Here is a 20,438-nt window from a genome sequence, read left to right on the forward strand (position 1 = left end):
GGGGGCGGGGGCGGGTCTTGATTCGACTCCGCCCTCCTGCGCCTCACACGTGCCACGTCTCCGCACCCCGCCTCCGCACTCGTTCCACCCGCCGCGTTAGCGGCGCAAACACAAAGGGCGGTTCCCCCCGCGGAGACCGCCCTCCATGCCCAGCTTCTTGTTCCGGCCCACCGACTGGCCGGCCCACCGGCCCCGTTACTTCATCACGATATCCTGAAGCGCGGCTTTGATGCGCGGGTCGTCGGAGCGCGAGAGCTGCGAGATGGCGCGGCGGCGGACGGTGATGTTCTCTTCGCCCTTCACGATCGTGAGCAGCTTGTCGACGGCGGCCTTGTCGCCGCTGCGCATGTAGACGTTGATCAGCGTCTCCTTCATGTTCGGATCGGTGGTCGTGTCGTAGATGTGAATCAGCTCGGCGATCGGCGCGCCGGCGCGGCTGGCGGCGTCGACGGCGCGGCGGCGCGTCTGGATCGGCGTGTCGCCGTTTTGGGCGAGCGCGAGCAGCCACCTCGTGTTCTCCGAGCCACCCATCTCGGACAGCGAGTTGAACACCGCTTCGCGCGTCCGATCGCTGGAGAGCGTCGGGTACACTTGGCGGAGCAGGGCGGCGTCCTGCGCGGTCGCGAAGTCCTGGCCCAGCGCCCGGAGCGCGACGGTGAGCACCTCGTCGGGGAGGTCCGTGCGCTTGACGGCGGTGCGCAGATATTGACGGGCGCGCGGATCGCCGGAGCGCGCGAGCGCGGACATCGACTCTTTCGCCAGCCACGTGCTCTGGTTCTGCTGCGACAGTTGGATCAACGGCTCGATGCCGGCGCCATGGTCGAGGCGACCGAGCACGGCGAGCCCTTGTTGGCGGACCGACTGATTGTCGCTCTCGTCTTTCACGATGCCGAGGATCGGTTCAGTGACGGCGGCGGGAATCGTCTGCATGCCGTCGGTCGAGCGGCCCAGGTACGAGAGAGCCTGGCGGCGCGTCTCGCGCGGGAGCGCGCCGTTCTTGGCGATCGCGACGAGCAGCACGGAGGTGTTGGCGCTGTCGGCGAGCATCGCCGGCATGATCGCGTCGCGTCCGACTCGGCCGTCACTCTTCCCCGAAAGCGAGAGCAGATAGTCGGCGGCCGCTTGCCCGCTGACGTGACCGAGGTCGGTCACGCCGCGCAGCGTCGAGTCGGCCGGACCGACGTACGTCTGCACCGAGAGTGGAAGCTTGTCCGCGCGATCGACGACGACGCGCACCGGTCCGGGGACGCACGGCTCCAGGCGCCAGTTGTCGCCGTAGAAATTGCCGCTGTAGCTGTTCGGCCCCGTCTGGATCCAGCTGCGGCCATTGCCGCAGACGCCGGCGCGGGCGGGGAAGTTGAACTGCACTCGTCCGTCGGGTGCGGCGTCGACGCGTGCCGCGAGGGCGCCACCCTGCGCGCCGGCGAGAGCGGGCGCGGCAACGAGTGCTGCGAGAGCGAAGATGTTTGATCTCATGGCTTCTTCCCTTCGATCATGTCATTGAGAAGCTGCGTGGCCCGGGGATCGTTGCGGCGAATGATCGCCTGAACGGCTTCCTTCTTGATTTGCGGCACGGTGCTGGTCTTCGCGATGTCGATCAGCTTGTCGGCTGACTCCGAATCCCTGCGGCTGCCCAGGATCTGGACGATGCGCGAGCGGACATCGTAGCTCTCGGCGGCGTCGTAGATCTTCGCCAGGTCCGCGGTCGTGACCGTCGGAGAACGCGAGAGACGCGAGAGCGCGGCAGAGCGGGTGCGGCTCGACTCGTTGGAGTTCTTGGCGACCGATAGGACGAATACGTCGTTGTCCGTGCCGCCGATGCGAGACAGGGTGTTCAGAATTGCTTCCTTCATCTGATCGTTCTCGGCTCTGGGATAGAGCCCGCGCAGATACGCCGCGTCGTCGGTCGTGGCGCGGTCGGAGCTGAAGCTGTTGATCGCTTCGATCCGGAGATTCAACGGCGCGTCCTTGCGGTCGATCAGAGTGCGCATGCCCGAACGAGCCTTCGGGTTGTCGCTCGAGTTGAGCGCACGGATCACAGCGCGCTGAATGCGCTCGTCCGGATCGTTCTTGAGCAGGTCGTCGAGCGTAGCGAGGCCGGCGTCACCGGGCAGGCGGCCCAGGAAGTTGATCGCCGAGATGCGCACGTCGATACTCGGATCGGACTTCGCCGTCGCGATCAGGAGCGGCGCCACGTCGGCTTCGGACTTGCCGCCGAGTACGAACACGGCTGCCCGACGGAGCGAGACCGAACAGTCGTCCTTGCGCTCGAGCACCCTCTTGATGGCCGGCAGCCAGGTCGGGGCGTCCATCCGCGCGATGTTGTTGAGGATCTCGACCTTGACTTCGGTGTCCTCGCGGTCGCACGGCGATCCGATGGACGGAGCCACGCGGTTGAGCTCCTGCTGCGCTTCCGCATCGCCACGCTGAGCGAGCGCGCCGTTCACGCGAATGTAGAGCGTGGCCACCTCGGAATCGCCGAAACCGTTGCGTGTGTTGTAGACCATCGTGCAACCGTAGCCGCCACAGCCCTGGCCAATGCCGACGCGGACCGCATTGGAAACTTCGCCCGAATTCGTCGTGTTCGTGGCGCGCGGGGGCAACTTGGCGACCATCGGCTTGAGAATCTTCGCCGATTGATGGAGCTCGTCGGTCGTGCCGATCTTGTACCGAGCGAGTGCCTCGTAGTACTGCGAGGCGTCCGTCAGCTGCGACTTCGAGGCGTACTTCTGCACGACCTCATTGAACATCCGCGCCGCACGGCCGTAATCGCCGTTGTTGAGCGCCTCGCGGGCGATACGATAAACGGAGTCCGCCGGGTCACCCTGCACCCACGGCGCGGGCACCGATCGATCCGTGAAATCGCGACCACCGAAAGTGACGAATGGAGCCGGAGTCACGATTGGAGCCATCGGCGCCATCGGAGCGATCGCCCGCGGAGACGAAATGTACGGCGTGGAGAGCGCCATCGGCGCCGCCGCAAAGTCTCGTGAGAAGCGCTCGGCGTTGACGCGAGCGATCTCGCGGATGTTGTCCTGGTCGATGCGAACCGCCTGGCGGGCCGCTTCCTGCGCTTGGCGCGCGATCTCCCGCGCCTGATCCTGGTCGATGCGCGCGGCTTCTCGCGCTACGTCCGCCGCGTGTCGCGCGATCTCTCGCTCATAGTCCCGATCGATGTCGTAGTCGAGATCTCTCGGGATTCGCACAGCGCGCGGTGCCGGGACCGGCGCGGTCGGTGGAACCGGTGACACGGGGGACGGCGCGGGCGCCGGCACCGGTCTCGCCGGCGGTGTGGGTGGTGTCGGCGGCTCCTGGGCCAGGCCGACGACCGATCCGGCAGTGAGCGCAACAAAGGCGAGCGTGATCCGTTTCATCGCTCTTCTCCTAATTCGCAGAAATGTCAGCGACCGCCGTACGCAGCCGCGGGATGACGTCGCGCTGTTCGAGCGCGCGGTTGATGAGGTCCAGCTCCGTGCGATCCTGCCCATTCTGTCCGTTCTGAAGCCGGACGACCTGCGCGAGCACCAACTCGAGATCCTCGAGCAGGGCGCGCATCTGCGTATCGTTCGCGGCCGGCGAGTCCAGCAGCAACCGCGTGCGCGTCAGCAGCTCGGCGGCCCGGCCGACGAACTTGTCGTCCGGGTGCCCGGAGCGCGTCTCGGACGGCAGCGCGATCAACAGCGCCGCGGTCTGGCCGAGGTACTGCGACGTCTCGACGTTGTAGGGCGCGTCGAACGCGGTGTCCGACTGCCGAACCGGTGAGACGCTCGCCATCGCGACTTCCGACTGCTTCGCAGGTGCAGCGTCGTGCTTCATCATCGTGGACGCGCGGCCCAATCCAATACCGATCACCAGCGTAGCCGCGGCGAGCCAACCCGATGCGCGCGTTCCGAGCCATCGCGCCTCGATGCGAGCCGGCTTCGTCGTCGCGACCACGCCCCAAGTTTCACGCTCGATCTCGGACCACATGCCGTCGAGATCGGGCTGAGGCGGTTTGCGATACGTTCGCGCGGCGTCGCGCATGAGTGCTTCGAATCGATCTTCCTTCATGATTCCAACTCTCCGGGTGCCAGGTCGCTGAGCGCGGCGCGAAGTTGCGCGCGGGCCTGCGACAGCCGGCTCTTGCAGGTTCCTTCGGCCACGCCGAGGACTTCGGCGATCTCGGTGTGGGTGTAGCCCTCGATGTCGTGCATGATGACTGTCGTGCGGTAGATCTCCGGCAGGGCATCGATCGCGCGGTGCAGTCGGTCGCGAAGCACGGGGTCGACACCCGAGTCCGAACCGGCGAACGGATGGACGTCCTCGAGCGACGTCTCCCGTTCCCTGAACCGCTTCACCTTTCGCATCGCGTTCGCCACGACTGTGACGGTGACTCGATGTAGCCAGGTGGAGAGCGCCGAGTCCCCGCGAAAGCGGGCCAGCTGACTGAAGGCGCGCACGAACGTGTCCTGCGTGAACTCGCGAGCCAGGTCGGCGTCTCCGGTCAACCGGAAGGCGAGCCGGAATACCCGGGGCGAGTGCGCGTCATAGAGCTCGCGCGCTGCGATCCGGTCTCCGGCGAGGACCCGAGCGATCAGTTCGGGTTCGCTCACCCGGTGGGCGGTCTGTAAGGCAACGGCCGGTCTGGTCACGTGTTGCATGCTTAGATGCAAGGTGTTGGGAAAGCGTTCGATGGGGCGCATGGACAGGTGGACAGGTGGACAGGTGGACCGGTGGACCGGTGGACCGGTAGCCGGTGCAAACCTTTTTGACCGTCGCCGGGTCTAATCTCCCCGGAACCTTTCCGGGGACTTGAAAGTGGCTGATCTCGACCTCCTCCAGGGTACGCTCGACACCCTGGTTCTCAAGACCCTGTCTTGGGGCCCACGCCATGGCTATGCGGTCGCGCAGTGGATCAAGGCGACGAGCGATGGGACGATCAACGTCGAGGATCGAGCCCTTTACGTCGCCCTCCACCGGCTGGAAGAGAGGCGGCTCGTCGAGTCGAAGTGGGGGCTCTCCGAGAACAATCGGAAAGCGAAGTACTACCAGTTGACCGCGGCCGGGCGGGGGCAGCTCAAGCAGCGGTCAGCGGACTGGACGGAGTACGCCAACGCGGTGTTCAAGATCCTGCGAATCGCGTGAGGACGTTTCCATGACCGACGACACGCCCAAAAAGCTCTTCCACCACGAAGCGACCCGTCGAACCGTTCAGCGCGACGTCGACGACGAGATGCGGTTCCATCTGGAGCAGCGCATCGACGACCTCGTCGCACGAGGAATGTCGGCGGACGACGCGCGTGAGTTGGCCGTCAGAGAATTCGGCGACGTGAAAGCCGCCCGCGCGGAGCTGGCGTCGATGGACCGGCGCCGCGTCAGAAAATTCGCCGCGACCGAGTGGATCGCCTCGGTCGGTCAAGACATCAAGTTCGCGGCGCGCTCGCTGCGCAAGCGTCCGGGATTTGCGGCCGCGGTGCTGCTCACCCTCGCGCTCGGGATCGGCGCCAACGCGGCGATCTTCAGCGTCGTCGAAGCGGTGCTGATCAAACCGCTTCCGTTCTCACGGCCCGACCGGCTGGTTCACCTCTGGGAAGTCTACCAGTCGAGAGTCGACAACCGGTCGGAGGCGTCGTACCCGGACTATCTCGATTGGCGCGCGCGGAACCGATCGTTCTCCGATATGGCCGGCTACTACGCCGGTGCGTTCGTGTACGGCGCCGAACACCCACAGATCGTCCGCGCCGGCAAAACGACAGCGAACTTCTTCGACGTGCTCGGTGTGCACGCCGAGCTCGGGCGGACATTCGCCGAGGGCGAAGACGCCGTCGGTGCACCGCGTCGTGTGCTGCTCGGCTACGGCTTCTGGCAACGCGGCTTCGCGGGTGATCGATCGGTCATCGGCCGCACGATCACGCTCGACGGGACGAACGCGACGATCATCGGCGTGTTGCCGAAGGATTTTCAATTCGCCCGCGTGGGGAACGTCTCGATCTGGGCGCCGATCGATCGACTCGACCGCTCGCGGCAACAGCGCGGCATGCACTGGCTCAACATCGTCGCTCGACTCAAGGATGGTGTCACGCTTCGCACTGCGTCTCTGAACATGTCGGCGATAATGGGACAGCTCGCGCGCGAGTATCCACCGACGAACAACGGGCGTGACGCCCAAGTGATCGCGCTGCGCGATCAGCTCATCGGTTCGGTGCGGCCACTCGTGGTGCTTCTATACGGCGCTGTCGCTGTGATGCTGCTCGTCGCGTGCGCGAACGTCGCGAACCTGCTGCTGATGCGCGGCGCCGATCGCCGCCGAGAGGTCGCGGTCCGCATCGCGCTCGGCGCGGGGCGCGGGCGGCTCGTGCGCCAACTGATGACGGAGAGCCTGCTGCTCGCGGTGCTGGGGGGTGCGGCGGGGCTGGTCGTCGCGCACTACGGGATCCACACGCTCGTCGGCGTCATTCCGCCTGGGCAACGGCCGCCTGCGCTGGCCGACGTCGGTGTCAACGGTCCGGTGGCGATCTACAGTTGCCTCATCTCGGTCGTCGCCGGCGTGTTGTTCGGCCTCGTGCCCGCGCTGCGCGAAGCGCGTCCGCAGATGGCGGAGGTGCTGAAACAGGGCGTGCGCGGCAGCGCGCGGGCCGGAGCGGTGCGCGACGCGCTGGTCGTCGGCGAAGTCGCGCTCACGATGGTATTGATGTCGGGCGCCGCGCTCTTCGGACGCAGCCTCGTCAAGCTCATGTCGATCCAGCTCGGCTTTCAGGCCGAGCATCTGACGATCGCGGGCGTGTTCTTGCCTGACGCGAACTACGTGAAGCCGGAGCTGCGCGTCGCGACCTTCGACCAAATCGTCAGCCGAGCGCGCGCGCTGCCCGGCGTGGACGCCGCCGGTCTGGTCACGAAACTCCCGCTCGATTGGGGGAACAGCGTCGGCTTCGACATCGTCGGACAGGCGCCGACCGAGCCAGGGAAGGAACCGACGGCGAGCTATCGGACGTCTAGCCCGGGCTACTTCTCCGCGCTCGAGATTCCCCTTTCGCATGGACGTGATTTCGGCGCGGGCGACGGCGTCGCCAATGCGCCGCCCGCGGGCATCGTGAATCGCGCGTTCGCCGAGGCCTACTTCAAGAACGGAAACGCAATCGGGCAGTCGGTCGTGATGGGCGGCGGACGCGACACGATTCACATCGTCGGCCAGGTCGGCGACGTTCCGATCGGCAATATCGACGAACACATTCCGCCAACGCTCTACGTTCCGTTTGCTCAAGATCCAGAGACGTACATGAGCATCGCGATCCGGTCACAACGCGACGTCGGCGAGTTGGCGCGCGAGCTGACGCGGATCGTCGAGGAAACGGCTCCCGGCGCCGGAGTGGTCAACCCGATGGCGATGGATCAGTTGATCACGAATTCGTCTTCGGTCTTCATGCGTCGATTCCCGCTGCTGCTCATCGGCGCGTTCGCCGCGGCGACGCTCGTGCTCGCGCTGATCGGTGTGTACGGCGTCGTGAGCTACTCCGTCGCACAGCGCACGCGCGAGCTCGGCATCCGCGTGGCACTCGGCGCGCAAACGCGAAGTCTCGTGATGCTCGTGGTTCGTCACGGTGCGTGGATGGCGGCCGCCGGAGTGACGATCGGCATCGCGTCGTCGCTGCTCCTCGGGAGATTCGTCGCCGGGATGCTCTACGGAATCGGAGCGCGCGATCCGGTGACTTTGGCGCTCGTGTCGATCGTGCTTGGCGTAGCCGCCGTGTCGGCGACGATCGTGCCGGCGAAGAGGGCGACGAAGGTGGATCCGGCGGTGGCGTTGCAGGCGGAATAGGAGAGCAAACGGCGCGCAGCCATTCGCGGCTGTCGCGCCGAGCAGGCCACGTTCCTGTGGGACGTCGGACGTCTGAATTCGGACATCTGACGTCAGACCAGCCCTCGCCATACGGCGGTCGGCTCAGAGGGGAAGCTCCTCTAGCCCCGGCCCGAGCGGGCCCTGAACCGAAGAGAGGTACAGACCGGGATGTTTGGTAAGTCGTGACCGGGATGATCGGTCAGTCGGGCTGCACGTTATGGGCTTCACGCGGAGAAGCCCATGCCCTGGCGTCCCGAGTCTGTCATGTCCCAGCTGCCTTGGGCCGGCTGACGCTCGGGGTCTGTTCGGCGCATCAGGGCGCGGGCGCCGAGTGGCCGCGATCCGGAGTCCTGGTTGACCGAGCGGGGTCTCACGCGTATCCTCGCGCCCCATGACCGAGCCGCTCACCGACGTCGAGATTCCGGCGACGGAAAGAACCGGCGCCGAGCCGACGCTCGCTCGGCGTCTGGGCGCGTTCGACGCGACGATGATCGTGATGGGCGGGATCATCGGCTCGGGGATTTTCGTGAACCCGAGCGTGGTCGCGCGTGCGGTGCACACGCCGTTGCTCGTCATCGGCGCGTGGGTCGCCGGGGGCATGATCGCGCTGATCGGCGCGTTTGTTTACGGCGAGCTGGCGAGGCTGCGCCCGGGTGTCGGGGGACAATACGCATATCTCCGCGATGCGTACCATCCGATCGTCGCGTTCCTATATGGATGGACGCTGCTGCTCGTGATTCAGACGGGCGGGATGGCCGGGTCGGCGATCATCTTCGGCCGCTACACGCGCGAGCTGACCGGGTGGGCGATCCCGGAGCAAGCGATCGCCGCGATTGCGCTCGGCCTTCTGACGTTGGTGAATTGTTTCGGCGTGCGCGCCGGCAGCAACGTGCAGTCGGCCCTGATGATCACTAAGCTCGCGGCGATCGGGCTGCTGATCGTCGTCGGCTTCATGTTCGCGGCGCCAGCGGCGAGCCTGGCATCCGCGTCGCTTCCAAACGGCACGGGTGGTCTCGCCGGCTTCGGGGCGGCCATGGTGCCGGTGTTGTTCGCGTATGGCGGTTGGCAGACGGCGAGCTTCGTGAGCGGTGAGATGCGCGACTCGCGCCGCGATCTGCCGCGCGGGTTATTGATCGGCGTGATCGGTGTGATCGCGCTCTACCTCGCGGTCACGATCGTTTGTTTGCGCGTGCTCGGCATGGACGGGCTCGCGGCGACGTCGACGCCGGCGTCGATGGTATTGAGGTCGGCACTCGGCGAGCGCGGCGCGCGGCTCATCGCGCTCGGTATCGCGATCTCGACGGTCGGGTTTCTCAGCCAGGGTGTGCTGACGGCCCCTCGCGTCTATTTCGCGATGGCGCGCGATGGGGTGTTCTTCAGGGCGGTGGCGAAGCTGGATCCTCGCTCTCGCGTTCCGGTCGTCGCGATCGTGGTGCAGGGGATCTGGGCGATGGTGATCGCGCTCGCTGGGAAATACGATCAGATCCTCAACTACGTCGTGTCGATCGACGTGTTGTTTTTCGGACTGACCGGGGCGTCGCTTCTCGTTTTTCGCGCGCGGGAGGGTCGAGCGAACGAGCCAAGAGTCGGCGGACTTCGCGTCCCCGGCCATCCAGCGACCACCATGGTTTTCGTGTTGGCGTGCTGGGCGATATCCGCGTCGACGATCATTCAGTATCCCGAGAATGCCGGGATCGGCGTGGGCATACTGCTGATAGGCGTCGCGGTCTATTGGTTCTGGGCGCGGCGAATCGCGCCGCCCAAACCAGCCTGAGCGAGACGTCCTCCCTGGAGGACGAAATCTTCGCGCCTATCGGACGATGTGAGGCGGGTCACTCGAGCCTGCTTCAGCGTAAACCATTATAAGTACGGCATTTACGCGGCATGGCCGACTCGGCACCGTCCATGCCTTTTGGTAGCGCGAGCGACTTCAGCTCAACCCACCAAAGGAGAAGCAATGCGCAAACTCCACCTTTTGACGGCCGCGGGCGCTCTTGCCTTCGCGACCCCGATGCTGGCCCAGGGAATCTTCAGGGTTCCGCCGGGTCAGATGCCGCCTGCCGGCATGTGCAGGATCTGGATCGATGGCGTTCCACCGGGCCGTCAGCCTGCGCCGATGAATTGCGAAGTCGCGGCGAGGCGTCTGCCGGTGAACGCGCACCTCATCTATGGTCCGGGCGCGTACGGAAACAACGGCTACTACAACAACGATCGGATCTACCAGGACGAGATCCGCCGGCAGCGTGAGATCGAGATCGCGCGCGAGCGTCAGCTGCAGATCGAACGCGAGCGTGAGTTCCAGATGGCGCAGCAGCGTGAGATCCTCCGCCAGCAGCAGATCCGTGCTCGCGAGGCTGAAGAGGCTCGGCTCCATGCGCAGGCGATTCGCGATCGTGACAACCACGACCGCAACCGCGACGCGGATCGTCGTTGGAGCGACCATCGAAACGACGATCATAGGAACGACGCCCACCGGAACGACGATCACCGGGATTTCCGGAGACCTGGCGGGCGCTAATTTCCCGGGATGCACCCAATTCGAATCGTCGCCATCGCTCTCGCCGCGCACGTCGCGAGCGGATGCGGTGGTGACGATTCGGCCGTTTTGAGGGGTCACGGCCTCTCGGTCGCCACGCTTTCGCCGGAGGCTCAGGGCCGCGTGTACGACGCGGCGGCTCGTGCCGCGTTCGACCTCAATGACCCAAATCAGTCGCTGCTGCTCGATCGACGCGGGTTACCTCGCACGGTGGGGCTCGCGGCAGCCGACACGTGGCCCGAGGCCGTCGAGACCGAAATGCGGCGGCTCGGATCGATCAAAGGAGTCTGTCAGCCGGCGATCACGGCCTCTCGCAAGACGGTAAAGTGCGCCGCCGCGCTCCCCGGCTACATCGTCCGGTTTTCGCCGGTCTTCGCGATGGCGGGTGACACGGTCGAGGTCTATCTCTTCGCGCAGAACTACGACAACGCGTCGTCGGGGTACACCACGCCGCTGCGATTCGAGCGCGCGTATCAAGTCCTGCGCTCCGGCGATACTTGGCGCGCCGCACGCGAGGGCCGAATCCCCAAGGAAGTCCGTGGCGACAAGCGATAGTCTGCTGCGCGAGTCCCCCGCGCTGTCACCCGACACCGCCGCGGGAGTCGCGCGGACGCATTTCGGGATCGACGGCCGAGCCACTCCGCTACCGAGTGAGCGGGACCAGAATTTTCTGATCGTCGCCGGCGGCGAGCCTTCGGCGGTGCTCAAGGTCGCGAGCGCGGCCGAAGAACGGGGGATCCTGGAGGCGCAGCAGGCCGCGCTCGCCCACCTCGCGCGCACAGTGTCGACGACTCCGCGCGTGTTCGTCGCGCGGCACGGAGACTCACTCTTTGACGTTCGTGGCGATGACGGACGCTCCCATCTGGCTTGGGCGGTGAGCTATCTGCCGGGCCGGCCGCTCGCACAGGCTCGCTACCGATCGCGGCGGCTCTTCGAGGAGCTTGGCCGCCAACTCGGCGCGATCGACGCGGCACTCGCCGATTTCGATCATCCCGCCGTGCATCGCGATTTTTACTGGGACATCGCGAACGCTCGCGCGACGGTCTCGAACAATCGGTCGATGCTCGCGGACGCTGCGCTCGCCGGGGCAATCGATGCGCTCGTCGATCGCTTCGACCGCTACACGGTGCCGCTCCTGGACCGACTGCCGCGCGGCGTCGTGCACGGCGATCCGAACGACTACAACATCCTCGTCGGAGGCGACGCCGACGTCGAGTCGCGCGGCCAACAAGTGACCGGCATCGTCGACTTCGGCGACATGGTGTACAGCTACCGCGTCGCCGATCTGGCGATCGCCATGGCGTACCTGATGCTCGACGCGGCGGATCCGCTCGCCGTCGCCGCGCGGCTCGTACGCGGATTCAGAGAGGCGGTGCGGCTCAACGAAAACGAATTGGCTGCTGTGTTCGGCCTCGCGACGATGCGGTTGTGCGGAAGCGCGTCCATCGCGGCGTCGCAGCTCGGCGCCCAGCCCGATCACGACTACCTCGGCGTGAGCCAGGCGGCGATCGCGCGCACGCTGCCGCGTCTCGCGAAAATCCCGTTCGGCCTCGCGACGGCTGTCGTTCGGGAAGCCGCGGGGATGGAGCCCGCACCGCACCACGCGCGCGTCGTCGAGTTTCTTCGCGGGCGCGCGGCTTTTCCATCTGTGCTCGCGATCGACGCGCGGACACAGCCGTCGATCGTGCTCGACTTGAGCGTCTCGAGCCCGATGCTTTCGGCCGCCGAGGGCGGAAACGTCGAGCCGGTGCTCACGCGGCACGTGTTCGATGTGATGCGCGAAGCGGAAGTTCGAGTGTCGATCGGTCGATACGACGAGCCGCGGCTGCTCTACGTCGCGCCGGCGTTCGCACTCGGCCCGCGCCCCACCGACGAACACCGCACGATCCACATCGGGCTCGACCTGTTCGCCGACGCGGGAACGCCGGTGTTCGCGCCGCTCGACGGCGAGATCGCGGCGTTCAAGGACAACGGGATGAACCAGGACTACGGTCCGGTGATCATCCTGCGGCACCGTACCGACGACGGAACCGAGTTCTTCACGCTCTACGGCCACTTGAGCCGTGAGTCGCTCGAGGGTCTCGCGGTGGGCAAGCGAGTGAAAGCCGGCGATCGCATCGCGACACTCGGCGCCGCGAACGTGAACGGCGGATGGACGCCGCATTTGCACTTGCAGGTGATCACCGATTTGCTGGAGCTTGGGACCGACTTCCCAGGGGTCGCGCGGCCGACGCAGCGGACGGTGTGGACTTCGCTCTGCCCCGATCCGAACCTCATCGTTCGCGTTCCGGCGGATCGATTCCCGCCGGTGGAACGGGCGCGGCGAGAATCGCTCACGGCGAGAGAGAAGTCGCTCGGCGGGAACCTTAGTCTTTCGTATCGCGAGCCGGTCGAAGTGATCCGCGGATGGATGCAGTACCTGTTCGACCGCGACGGGCGTCGCTACGTAGACGCGTACAACAACGTTCCGCACGTGGGTCACTGTCATCCGCGGGTGGTAGAAGCCGCGGAAAGACAGATGCGCGTGCTGAACACGAACACGCGCTATCTGACCGACCTGCTCGAGCGATACGCCGAGGCCCTGCTCGCGACGATGCCGCGCGAACTGGAGGTGTGCTATTTCGTCAGCTCGGCCAGCGAGGGGAACGAGCTCGCACTGCGCCTGGCGCGCGCCGCGACCGGGCGGAAGGACACGATCGTCCTGGAGGCCGCGTACCACGGCAATACGACGTCGCTGATCGACATCAGTCCATACAAGCATGCTGGCCCGGGTGGGACAGGAGCGCCGGACTGGGTTCACGTGGCGCCGGTGCCCGACGACTATCGCGGCCTGTATCGGCGCGGCGATCCCGACGCGGGTGCGAAGTACGCGTCGCACGTCGGCGCGATCGTCGATGACCTGACTGCGTCCGGCCGCGGCGTCGCCGCGTTCATCGCGGAGACCTGTCCGAGTGTCGGTGGCCAGCTGATTCCCCCGCCGCGATATCTCGAGTCGGCGTACGCGCACGTGCGTGCGGGCGGCGGGGTTTGCATTGCGGACGAGGTGCAGACTGGTCTCGGACGAATGGGCACGAGCTTCTGGGCGTTCGAGGATCAACATGTCATGCCCGACATCGTCGTGATGGGAAAGCCGCTCGGCAACGGGCATCCGATTGGAGCGATCGCGACGACGCGCGCCATCGCCGACGCATTCGACAATGGGATGGAGTACTTCAGCACGTTCGGCGGCAATACCGTTTCATGTGCGGTCGGACTCGCCGTGCTGGACACGGTGCGCATCGAGAAGCTCCAGGCGCACGCGCTACGCGTCGGGGCGCACCTACTCGATCGGTTGCGGCCGCTCGCCGACCGATACGAAATCATCGGCGACGTCCGCGGATCCGGGCTCTTCTTGGGCGTCGAGCTGGTGAAAGACCGTCATACACGCGAGCCCGCCGGCGAAGAGGCGTCGTTCGTGGCGAACCGAATGAAAGAGAAGGGCATCCTGCTCGGGACCGACGGACCGTACCACAACGTGATCAAGATCCGGCCGCCAATGCCGTTTGACGTAGAGGACGCCGAGTTGCTTGCGGAGGCTTTGGACAGGTCGCTCGGCGAGCTTAGTTGAACAGCACGACTGCTGAACCACTTAACTGCTCACCGCGGAGACGCGGAGAACGCGAGAACGCAGAGAACGGCTAGGGACTTGGGTCCTCTCCGCAAACGAGCCGGATTCTTTTTGGGGCCGCCCGCGAGGCTACGCGTGCCGGGAAATCCGCGCCGACAGAACTAGGCTTCCCGAGCGGCTTTAACCAAAGCATCTCGGGTCGTTGCGCCAAGTAGCTTGCTCGGGGTCGTGCTCTGCGTGCTCTGCGGTAAGTAGTTGCATTTCAGTTGCGGTTGCGGTTGCAGTCAACTCGAACCTCACAAGAGCTCGATCTGACCCAACTCACGACACTCGACTGGTACGTCGTCGGCATCAGTCTCGTGCTGTGCTATCTCCCCGCGATGTTCTACCTCAAGCGGGCGGGGTCGAGCACGGCGGAGTTCTTCGCGTCGGGCCAGTCGGCACCATGGTGGTTGGTGGGAACGTCGATGGTGGCGACGACGTTCAGCACGGATACGCCGAATCTCGTGACGGACTTCGTGCGATCGCACGGCGTGTCGTACAACTGGGTATGGTGGGCGTTTCTGCTCACCGGCATGGCGACCGTCTTCTTCTATGCGCAGCTCTGGCGACGCTCGCGCGTGCTCACGGATCTCGAGTTCTACGAGCTTCGGTATTCGGGGAAGCCGGCCGCGGTCGTGCGCGGATTTCGCGCCGTGTACCTCGGTCTCTTCTTCAACATCATGATCATGTCGACGGTCACCCTGGCCGCCGTCAAGATCGCGAACGTGATGCTCGGTTGGGGGCGCGTCGAGACGATCGTCGTGGCCGGCACGGCATGCGTGATCTTCGCGTCGGTGGCCGGGTTGTGGGGCGTGCTGGCGACGGACATCGTGCAGTTCGCCCTGGCGATGGTCGGGGTGATCGGCGCGGCGATCGTCGCGCTGCGGCAGCCGGCCGTGGGCGGGCTGTCGGCGATGCTGAGCAAGATCGACCCGCGCACGCTGTCGCTCCTTCCCGATTTCAACGACACGTCGCTCACGCTCACGGTGCTCGTCATTCCGCTCACCGTGCAGTGGTGGTCGGTGTGGTATCCCGGCGCCGAGCCGGGCGGCGGGAGCTACATCGCGCAACGCATCCTGGCGTCGAAGAACGAGCGGCACGCGATGGGTGCGACGCTCTGGTTCAACGTCGCGCACTACGCGCTCCGGCCGTGGCCGTGGATCATCGTCGCGCTCTGTTCGATGCTCGTCTTTCCCTCGCTGACCGACATCCAGCGCGCCCTGCCGCACGTGGACCCGGCGCTCATCGGGAACGACCTCGCTTATCCGGCGATGCTCACGCTGCTGCCGGTCGGCATGAAGGGACTTCTCATCGCGTCGCTCTTCGCCGCCTATCGCTCGACGATGGAAACACACCTCAACTGGGGCTCGTCGTATCTCATCATCGATTTCTATCAGCGCTTCATTGGGCGCGGCAAGTCGGAGCGTCACTACCTCTGGATGTCGCGGGCGCTGACGGCGTTTCTCATGATCGCCGCCGGTGCGTTCACGCTCGCGCTGTCGACGGCGAGCGAAGCGTTTCAGTTGTTGCTGTCGATCGGCGCGGGGACGGGGCTCATCTACCTGCTCCGGTGGTTCTGGTGGCGCATCAACGCGTGGAGCGAGATCTCGGCGATGGTGTCGTCCTTCCTCGTCGCGTTCGGTTTTTTCGTCGCGAAGAAGGAAGGCTACGCGATCGCCGACCCGGCGCCGCTGCTCATCACCGTCGCCGTGACGACGGTCGTGTGGATCGCCGTCACGATGCTCACCGAGCCGGCGGATCGCGCGTCGCTCGTGAGGTTCTACGAGCTGACGCGACCGGCGGGGCCCGGTTGGAATACGATTCGCGCCGAATCGAACCTGCCGCCGTCGAGCGACAGCTTTCCGCAGATGCTGCTCGGATGGACCGCCGGCGTCACGTTCGTGTACGCGGGTCTGTTCGGGACCGGGAGTCTGATCTACGGACGAATGGGTCACACGTTCGTCTGGGCGGTGCTGTTCGTCGTCAGTGGAGTCGTGCTCGTGAACGTCGTGAGGAAAACGTGGGCGAGCGAGCCGGAACTAGGAGGAAGCGAGACGTCGTCGGTCGCGGCCAAGCGGCCATGTACCAAGGCCGTCATTCTCGCGCGCGGACTGGGAAACCGAATGCGCGAGTCCGACGACGGAGCTCGGCTGTCGACCGAACAAGCCGCCGTCGCGGACGCGGGCGCGAAGGCGATGATTCCGGTCGGCCGGCCGTTCCTCGACTACGTGCTGAGCGGACTCGCCGACGCCGGGTTCACGGACGTCTGCCTCGTCGTCGCTCCGCAACACACCGAGATGTCCGACCGCTACGCGCGCGCGGCGATCCCGACGCGGCTTCAGGTTCAGTTCGCGGTGCAGGCAAAACCCCTTGGCACCGCGGACGCGGTGCTCGCGGCGGAGGAGTTTGTCGGCGGCGAGCCGTTCGTCGTGGTCAACGCCGATAACTACTATCCGACCGACCTCCTGACTCGACTTCGCACCGCGAGTGGACCGGCGGGCGTGGCGTTCTCGCGCGGCGGGCTGCTTCGCACCGGCGACATTCCCGCCAATCGAATCGCGTCGTACGCCGTGCTCGACGTCGAGGGCGGCGTTCTTCGGCGCATCGTCGAGAAGCCGGACGCGGCGACGGCATCGGCTCGGAGCGACTCACCGGTGAGCATGAACTGTTGGCGGCTCGATTCCAAGATCTTTCGGGCGTGTCGCGACGTGCCGCCGTCGTCGCGCGACGAGCTCGAGCTGCCGCACGCGATTCAATACGCCATCGACGTCCTCGGCGAACGCTTCGAGATGATTGCGGCCGACGCGTCGGTCCTCGACCTGTCGCGTCGCTCCGACGTCTCGAAAGTCGCCGAGCGGCTTCGCGATGTGGCGGTGCGCCTCTGACCGAACGCCCGCCGCCCGCTGCCGCCCGGTTTCGCGCCATCGGCTTGAGCGAAGAGGCCGTCGAAGCAAAGGTGGCGTTGTTCCAGAACGCGGAGGCGGCGCTGGCCACGCTCCGCGCCCGCGAACGCGGCTCCAATTCGGCGCGGGCGTTCTGGGTCCCCGGCCGTGTGGAGTTTCTGGGAAAGCACACGGACTACGCGGGCGGCCGCAGTCTGCTCTGCGCGATCGAGCGGGGCATCTGTATCGTCGCGCTACCGCGCTCAGACCGTCGGCTGCGGATCGCCGACGCGCGGATTGGCGAGGTTGTCGAAGGCACGGTCGATCCCTACGTGCGCGCGACCGATGGACATTGGTCGACGTATCCGTTCACCGTCGCGCGCCGGATCGCGCGCGATTTCGGCGAGGCCGAGTCGCTGGTCGGCGCCGACATCGCGTTCGCGAGCGACCTCCCGGCGGCATCGGGCATGAGCAGCTCGAGCGCGTTGGTCGTGGCGACCTTCCTGGCGCTGGCCGACGTCAACGGACTCGCGTCGCGCGATCTCTATCAGAGAGTCTTTCCCAGAACTGACGTTCTCGCTGGATATCTCGGCGCGGTCGAGAATGGTTACGCCTTCGAGGCGTTCGCGGGCGACACAGGCGTGGGAACGTTCGGGGGCAGTGAAGACCACACGGCGATCCTCTGCGCTCGGCCCGACGCGTTGATCCAATACTCGTTCTGCCCCGTACGATTCGAGCGGCAGGTTCCGCTGCCGAAGGACCACGAGCTGGTCCTCGCATCGTGCGGCGTGGTGGCCGAAAAGATCGGCGGCGCGCGCGAGGCCTACAATCGGCTGTCGCGGTCGACGCAGGAGTTGGCGGCGCGGTGGCGCGAAACGACGGGACGAGGCGACGCCACGCTCGGCGACGCCCTCGCGTCGTCGCCGGACGGCGCCGCGCGCCTGCTCGCGATGGCGTCGGATTGCGACGCAGAGCTGCGCGAACGCCTCGAGCAATTCGTGCACGAGAGCGCGGAGTTGATTCCGGGGTCTGGCGACGCGTTGCTTCGCGGCGATCTTTCTGCGCTTGGCGATCTGGTGGATCGGTCGCAAGCGGGCGCCGAACGTCTGCTCAAGAACCAAATCGAGGAGACGATCCGGCTGGTGCGCGACGCACGGAACATGGGCGCCACGGCCGCGTCGGCGTTCGGCGCGGGATTTGGCGGCGCCGTTTGGGCGCTCGTTCCGTCGGCGGAGGCGCTGCCGTTCAAGGCGCAGTGGTCGGAGCGGTACAAGGAGCGTTTTCCGTCCGCGGCGGCAAAGGCGTCGTTCTTCGTCACGAGAGCCGGGCCCGCGGCGACGCGCATCTAACGCCGCCGCCGCGGTACTTCCGCGCGACGGGCCGCCGTGCACCTTATCCGCATGATATCACGCCGAGAGTTTCTCGATCGAAGCGGGCGTCTCGCGCTTGGTGCGGGCATTCTGCGCGCCGGCGAGAGCATCGATGCCATGATTCCATTCGCCGGTGCGAACGCGCTCAGATCGAGCGCGCGGCTGCAGGATCGCGTGCTGACGCTCGGCAACGAGTCGATCATCGCGACGTGGAGTCTCGCCAACAATTCGCTGCATCCGGCGAAGCTGACCGACCGGCTGAACCGCGCCGATCTTCCCGTCTCGAGCGAGTTGTTCACGCTGACGCTCGGTGCCGGGCCGACGGCGACCGTGCTTCCATCGAGCGCGTTTCGAATCGTCGGTGACGCGCGCACGGAGACGCTTTCGGCAAACGCATCGGCGTCGAGAAAATCGGAGCGCCTGCCGGGGAACAGTGTCGTGGTCACGCTCCGCGACCCCGAGGGCCGGCTCGAGGTCGGTTGGCGCGGCGTGCTGCGCGACGGCTCGACGTACGTGCGGCAGGAGTTGTCGGTGCGGGCGCTCTCCGGCGAAGTGCCGCTGCGCGACGTCACCCTCTTCGACTTCACCGCCCCACGAACGTGGGTGAGCGGCACGGTGCACGGCTCGCCGATCGTCGTCGACGACGCGTACTACGCATTCGAGCATCCGCTCGCGAACAACGGAGTGGACGGCGACCGCGTGCGCTGCCGAATGCCGCGCACGCTGCCACTCAAGCCGGGCACGACGCTCGAGGTCAGCTCGGTCGTCGGCGTGACGCGCAGCGGCCAGCTCCGACGCGACTTTCTCGCCTATGTCGAACGCGAGCGCGCGCATCCCTATCGCACGTTCCTGCACTACAACTCCTGGTACGACATCGGCTACTTCTCGAAGTTCAGCGAGTCGGACGCGCTCGGCGCGGTGAACGCGTTCGGGACGGAGCTCCACGAACAGCGCGGCGTTGCGCTCGATTCGTTCCTGTTCGACGACGGTTGGGACGACCCAACGACGCTCTGGCGGTTCAATTCCGGATTTCCAAACGGATTCAGCGCCGTGCGCGACGCGACGCACAAGTTTGGCTCGGCGCCGGGCGTATGGATGTCGCCCTGGGGCGGCTACGGCAAACCGCACGACGACCGTGTCGCATTCGGCAAACAGCAGGGTTTCGAGACGAACGACCGCGGGTTCGCGCTCTCGGGGCCCGTGTACTATCAGCGCTTTCGCGACACGTGCATGGACATGATCCGCCGGTACGGCGTGAATCAGTTCAAGTTCGATGGCACGGGAAACGCCGCAAGCACGGCGCCGGGCAGCGCGTTCGACAGCGACTTCGATGCGGCGATCCATTTGATCGCCGAGCTGCGAGCGGAGAAGCCGGACTTGTACGTGAACCTCACGACCGGAACGTATCCGTCGCCGTTCTGGCTTCGCTGGGCCGATTCGATTTGGCGTGGGGGCGAAGATCATTCATTCGCCGGAGTGGGCTCGAGCCGCCAACGATGGATCACGTATCGCGACGCGGACACGTACGACCACGTCGTCCGAGCCGGCGCGCTCTTCCCGCTCAGCTCATTGATGCTGCACGGTCTGATCTACGCCAAATCGGCGCACAATCTGAACACCGACCCAGGCAACGACTTCGCCAACGAGGTTCACGCGTACTTCGGCAACGGCACCCAGCTGCAAGAGATGTACATCACGCCCGCGCTTCTCTCGAAGGAGAATTGGGATGCGATTGCCGAGCACGCGAAGTGGTCGCGCGCGAACGCGGATACCCTGTTCGACACGCACTGGATCGGCGGCGATCCGCTGCGACTCGAGCCCTATGGCTGGGCGGCTTGGTCGGAGAAGAAGGGTATCGTCACGGTGAGAAACCCGAGCGAGCGGCCGCGGACGATCGGAATCGAACTTGGGCGGGACTTGGAGTTGCCGTCCCGTGCGCCGACCGGCTACGCCGCACGCAACCCGTTCGTGGGGCGCGACGTGCCGCGAGCCTTTCGGGCGGGGGAAGAGCAGCGAATATCTCTAGCGCCGTTCGAGGTGCTGACGATCGAATTCGTGCCACGTTGATCGAGCGCTGTACCTGCAACTGCCTCATGGCAGGGACGCAGAGGACGCGGAGACAGCCAAGACGCCTGAGCTACGCCGCCGCCTGTCTGCCCAAAATTCCGGCTTGGTGCGCGACATG

The 20,438-nt window shown here is 66.1% G+C and carries 13 protein-coding genes; 8 read left to right on the forward strand and 5 right to left on the reverse strand.

Features of this window, described 5'->3' with window-relative positions; genetic code table 11:
• Window positions 1–195 precede the first annotated feature (195 nt).
• The 4 genes from VGQ44_04065 to VGQ44_04080 are packed head-to-tail and all read right to left on the reverse strand — an operon-like array spanning window position 196 to window position 4,592.
• The gene (locus VGQ44_04065) at window positions 196–1,476 is read right to left on the reverse strand and encodes a HEAT repeat domain-containing protein (protein ID HEV8445963.1); all 1,281 of its coding nucleotides are present in this window, start codon (window positions 1,474–1,476) and stop codon (window positions 196–198) included.
• Window positions 1,473–3,374 carry a HEAT repeat domain-containing protein gene (locus VGQ44_04070; protein HEV8445964.1) on the reverse strand — a complete coding sequence of 634 codons (1,902 nt, stop codon included), beginning with the start codon at window positions 3,372–3,374 and terminating at the stop codon, window positions 1,473–1,475. The genes VGQ44_04065 and VGQ44_04070 overlap by 4 nt, the downstream gene beginning before the upstream one ends.
• Window positions 3,375–3,384: 10 nt before the next feature.
• Window positions 3,385–4,050: a hypothetical protein gene (locus VGQ44_04075; GenBank protein HEV8445965.1), complete on the reverse strand. Its 666-nt coding sequence runs from the start codon at window positions 4,048–4,050 to the stop codon at window positions 3,385–3,387.
• The gene (locus VGQ44_04080) at window positions 4,047–4,592 is read right to left on the reverse strand and encodes an RNA polymerase sigma factor (GenBank protein ID HEV8445966.1); all 546 of its coding nucleotides are present in this window, start codon (window positions 4,590–4,592) and stop codon (window positions 4,047–4,049) included. Before VGQ44_04080 ends, VGQ44_04075 begins: the two co-directional genes overlap by 4 nt.
• Window positions 4,593–4,797: 205 nt before the next feature.
• Here VGQ44_04080 and VGQ44_04085 point away from each other — a divergent pair, with 205 nt between their 5' ends.
• From VGQ44_04085 to VGQ44_04095, 3 genes are all read left to right on the forward strand, one after another.
• Window positions 4,798–5,124, forward strand: a complete 327-nt coding sequence (locus tag VGQ44_04085) for a PadR family transcriptional regulator (GenBank protein HEV8445967.1) — start codon at window positions 4,798–4,800, stop codon at window positions 5,122–5,124.
• 10 nt (window positions 5,125–5,134) lie between these two features.
• The gene (locus VGQ44_04090) at window positions 5,135–7,795 is read left to right on the forward strand and encodes an ABC transporter permease (GenBank protein HEV8445968.1); all 2,661 of its coding nucleotides are present in this window, start codon (window positions 5,135–5,137) and stop codon (window positions 7,793–7,795) included.
• A gap of 412 nt (window positions 7,796–8,207) precedes the next feature.
• Window positions 8,208–9,590, forward strand: a complete 1,383-nt coding sequence (locus tag VGQ44_04095) for an amino acid permease (protein ID HEV8445969.1) — start codon at window positions 8,208–8,210, stop codon at window positions 9,588–9,590.
• Between the two features lie 156 nt (window positions 9,591–9,746).
• Here VGQ44_04095 and VGQ44_04100 read toward each other — a convergent pair whose 3' ends face one another.
• On the reverse strand, window positions 9,747–10,304 hold the full coding sequence (locus VGQ44_04100) for a hypothetical protein (GenBank protein ID HEV8445970.1): 558 nt from the start codon (window positions 10,302–10,304) through the stop codon (window positions 9,747–9,749).
• 39 nt (window positions 10,305–10,343) lie between these two features.
• On the opposite strand from VGQ44_04100, the gene VGQ44_04105 reads away from it, so the two are divergent.
• The 5 genes from VGQ44_04105 (at window position 10,344) to VGQ44_04125 (ending at window position 20,320) form a co-directional block, all read left to right on the forward strand.
• The gene (locus VGQ44_04105; GenBank protein ID HEV8445971.1) at window positions 10,344–10,907 is read left to right on the forward strand and encodes a hypothetical protein; all 564 of its coding nucleotides are present in this window, start codon (window positions 10,344–10,346) and stop codon (window positions 10,905–10,907) included.
• On the forward strand, window positions 10,891–13,959 hold the full coding sequence (locus VGQ44_04110; GenBank protein ID HEV8445972.1) for an aminotransferase class III-fold pyridoxal phosphate-dependent enzyme: 3,069 nt from the start codon (window positions 10,891–10,893) through the stop codon (window positions 13,957–13,959). Before VGQ44_04105 ends, VGQ44_04110 begins: the two co-directional genes overlap by 17 nt.
• 278 nt (window positions 13,960–14,237) lie before the next feature.
• The gene (locus tag VGQ44_04115; protein ID HEV8445973.1) at window positions 14,238–16,886 is read left to right on the forward strand and encodes a sugar phosphate nucleotidyltransferase; all 2,649 of its coding nucleotides are present in this window, start codon (window positions 14,238–14,240) and stop codon (window positions 16,884–16,886) included.
• 44 nt (window positions 16,887–16,930) lie between these two features.
• Window positions 16,931–18,232 carry a galactokinase family protein gene (locus VGQ44_04120; GenBank protein ID HEV8445974.1) on the forward strand — a complete coding sequence of 434 codons (1,302 nt, stop codon included), beginning with the start codon at window positions 16,931–16,933 and terminating at the stop codon, window positions 18,230–18,232.
• Window positions 18,233–18,283: 51 nt separating this feature from the next.
• Complete coding sequence (locus VGQ44_04125) at window positions 18,284–20,320, forward strand: enterotoxin (protein ID HEV8445975.1); 2,037 nt, start codon at window positions 18,284–18,286, stop codon at window positions 20,318–20,320.
• Window positions 20,321–20,438: the final 118 nt, after the last annotated feature.

The sequence above is a fragment of the Gemmatimonadaceae bacterium genome (assembly GCA_036003045.1).
Classification (GTDB): Bacteria; Gemmatimonadota; Gemmatimonadetes; order Gemmatimonadales; family Gemmatimonadaceae; genus JAQBQB01.

Excerpts from the sequence above, each read along its gene's own strand:
- VGQ44_04065 (HEV8445963.1), bottom strand. The coding sequence starts at position 1,476 with ATGAGATCAAACATCTTCGCTCTCGCAGCACTCGTTGCCGCGCCCGCT.
- VGQ44_04105 (HEV8445971.1), top strand. The coding sequence starts at position 10,344 with ATGCACCCAATTCGAATCGTCGCCATCGCTCTCGCCGCGCACGTCGCG.
- VGQ44_04125 (HEV8445975.1), top strand. The coding sequence starts at position 18,284 with ATGATATCACGCCGAGAGTTTCTCGATCGAAGCGGGCGTCTCGCGCTT.
- VGQ44_04075 (HEV8445965.1), bottom strand. The coding sequence starts at position 4,050 with ATGAAGGAAGATCGATTCGAAGCACTCATGCGCGACGCCGCGCGAACG.
- VGQ44_04070 (HEV8445964.1), bottom strand. The coding sequence starts at position 3,374 with ATGAAACGGATCACGCTCGCCTTTGTTGCGCTCACTGCCGGATCGGTC.
- VGQ44_04095 (HEV8445969.1), top strand. The coding sequence starts at position 8,208 with ATGACCGAGCCGCTCACCGACGTCGAGATTCCGGCGACGGAAAGAACC.
- VGQ44_04090 (HEV8445968.1), top strand. The coding sequence starts at position 5,135 with ATGACCGACGACACGCCCAAAAAGCTCTTCCACCACGAAGCGACCCGT.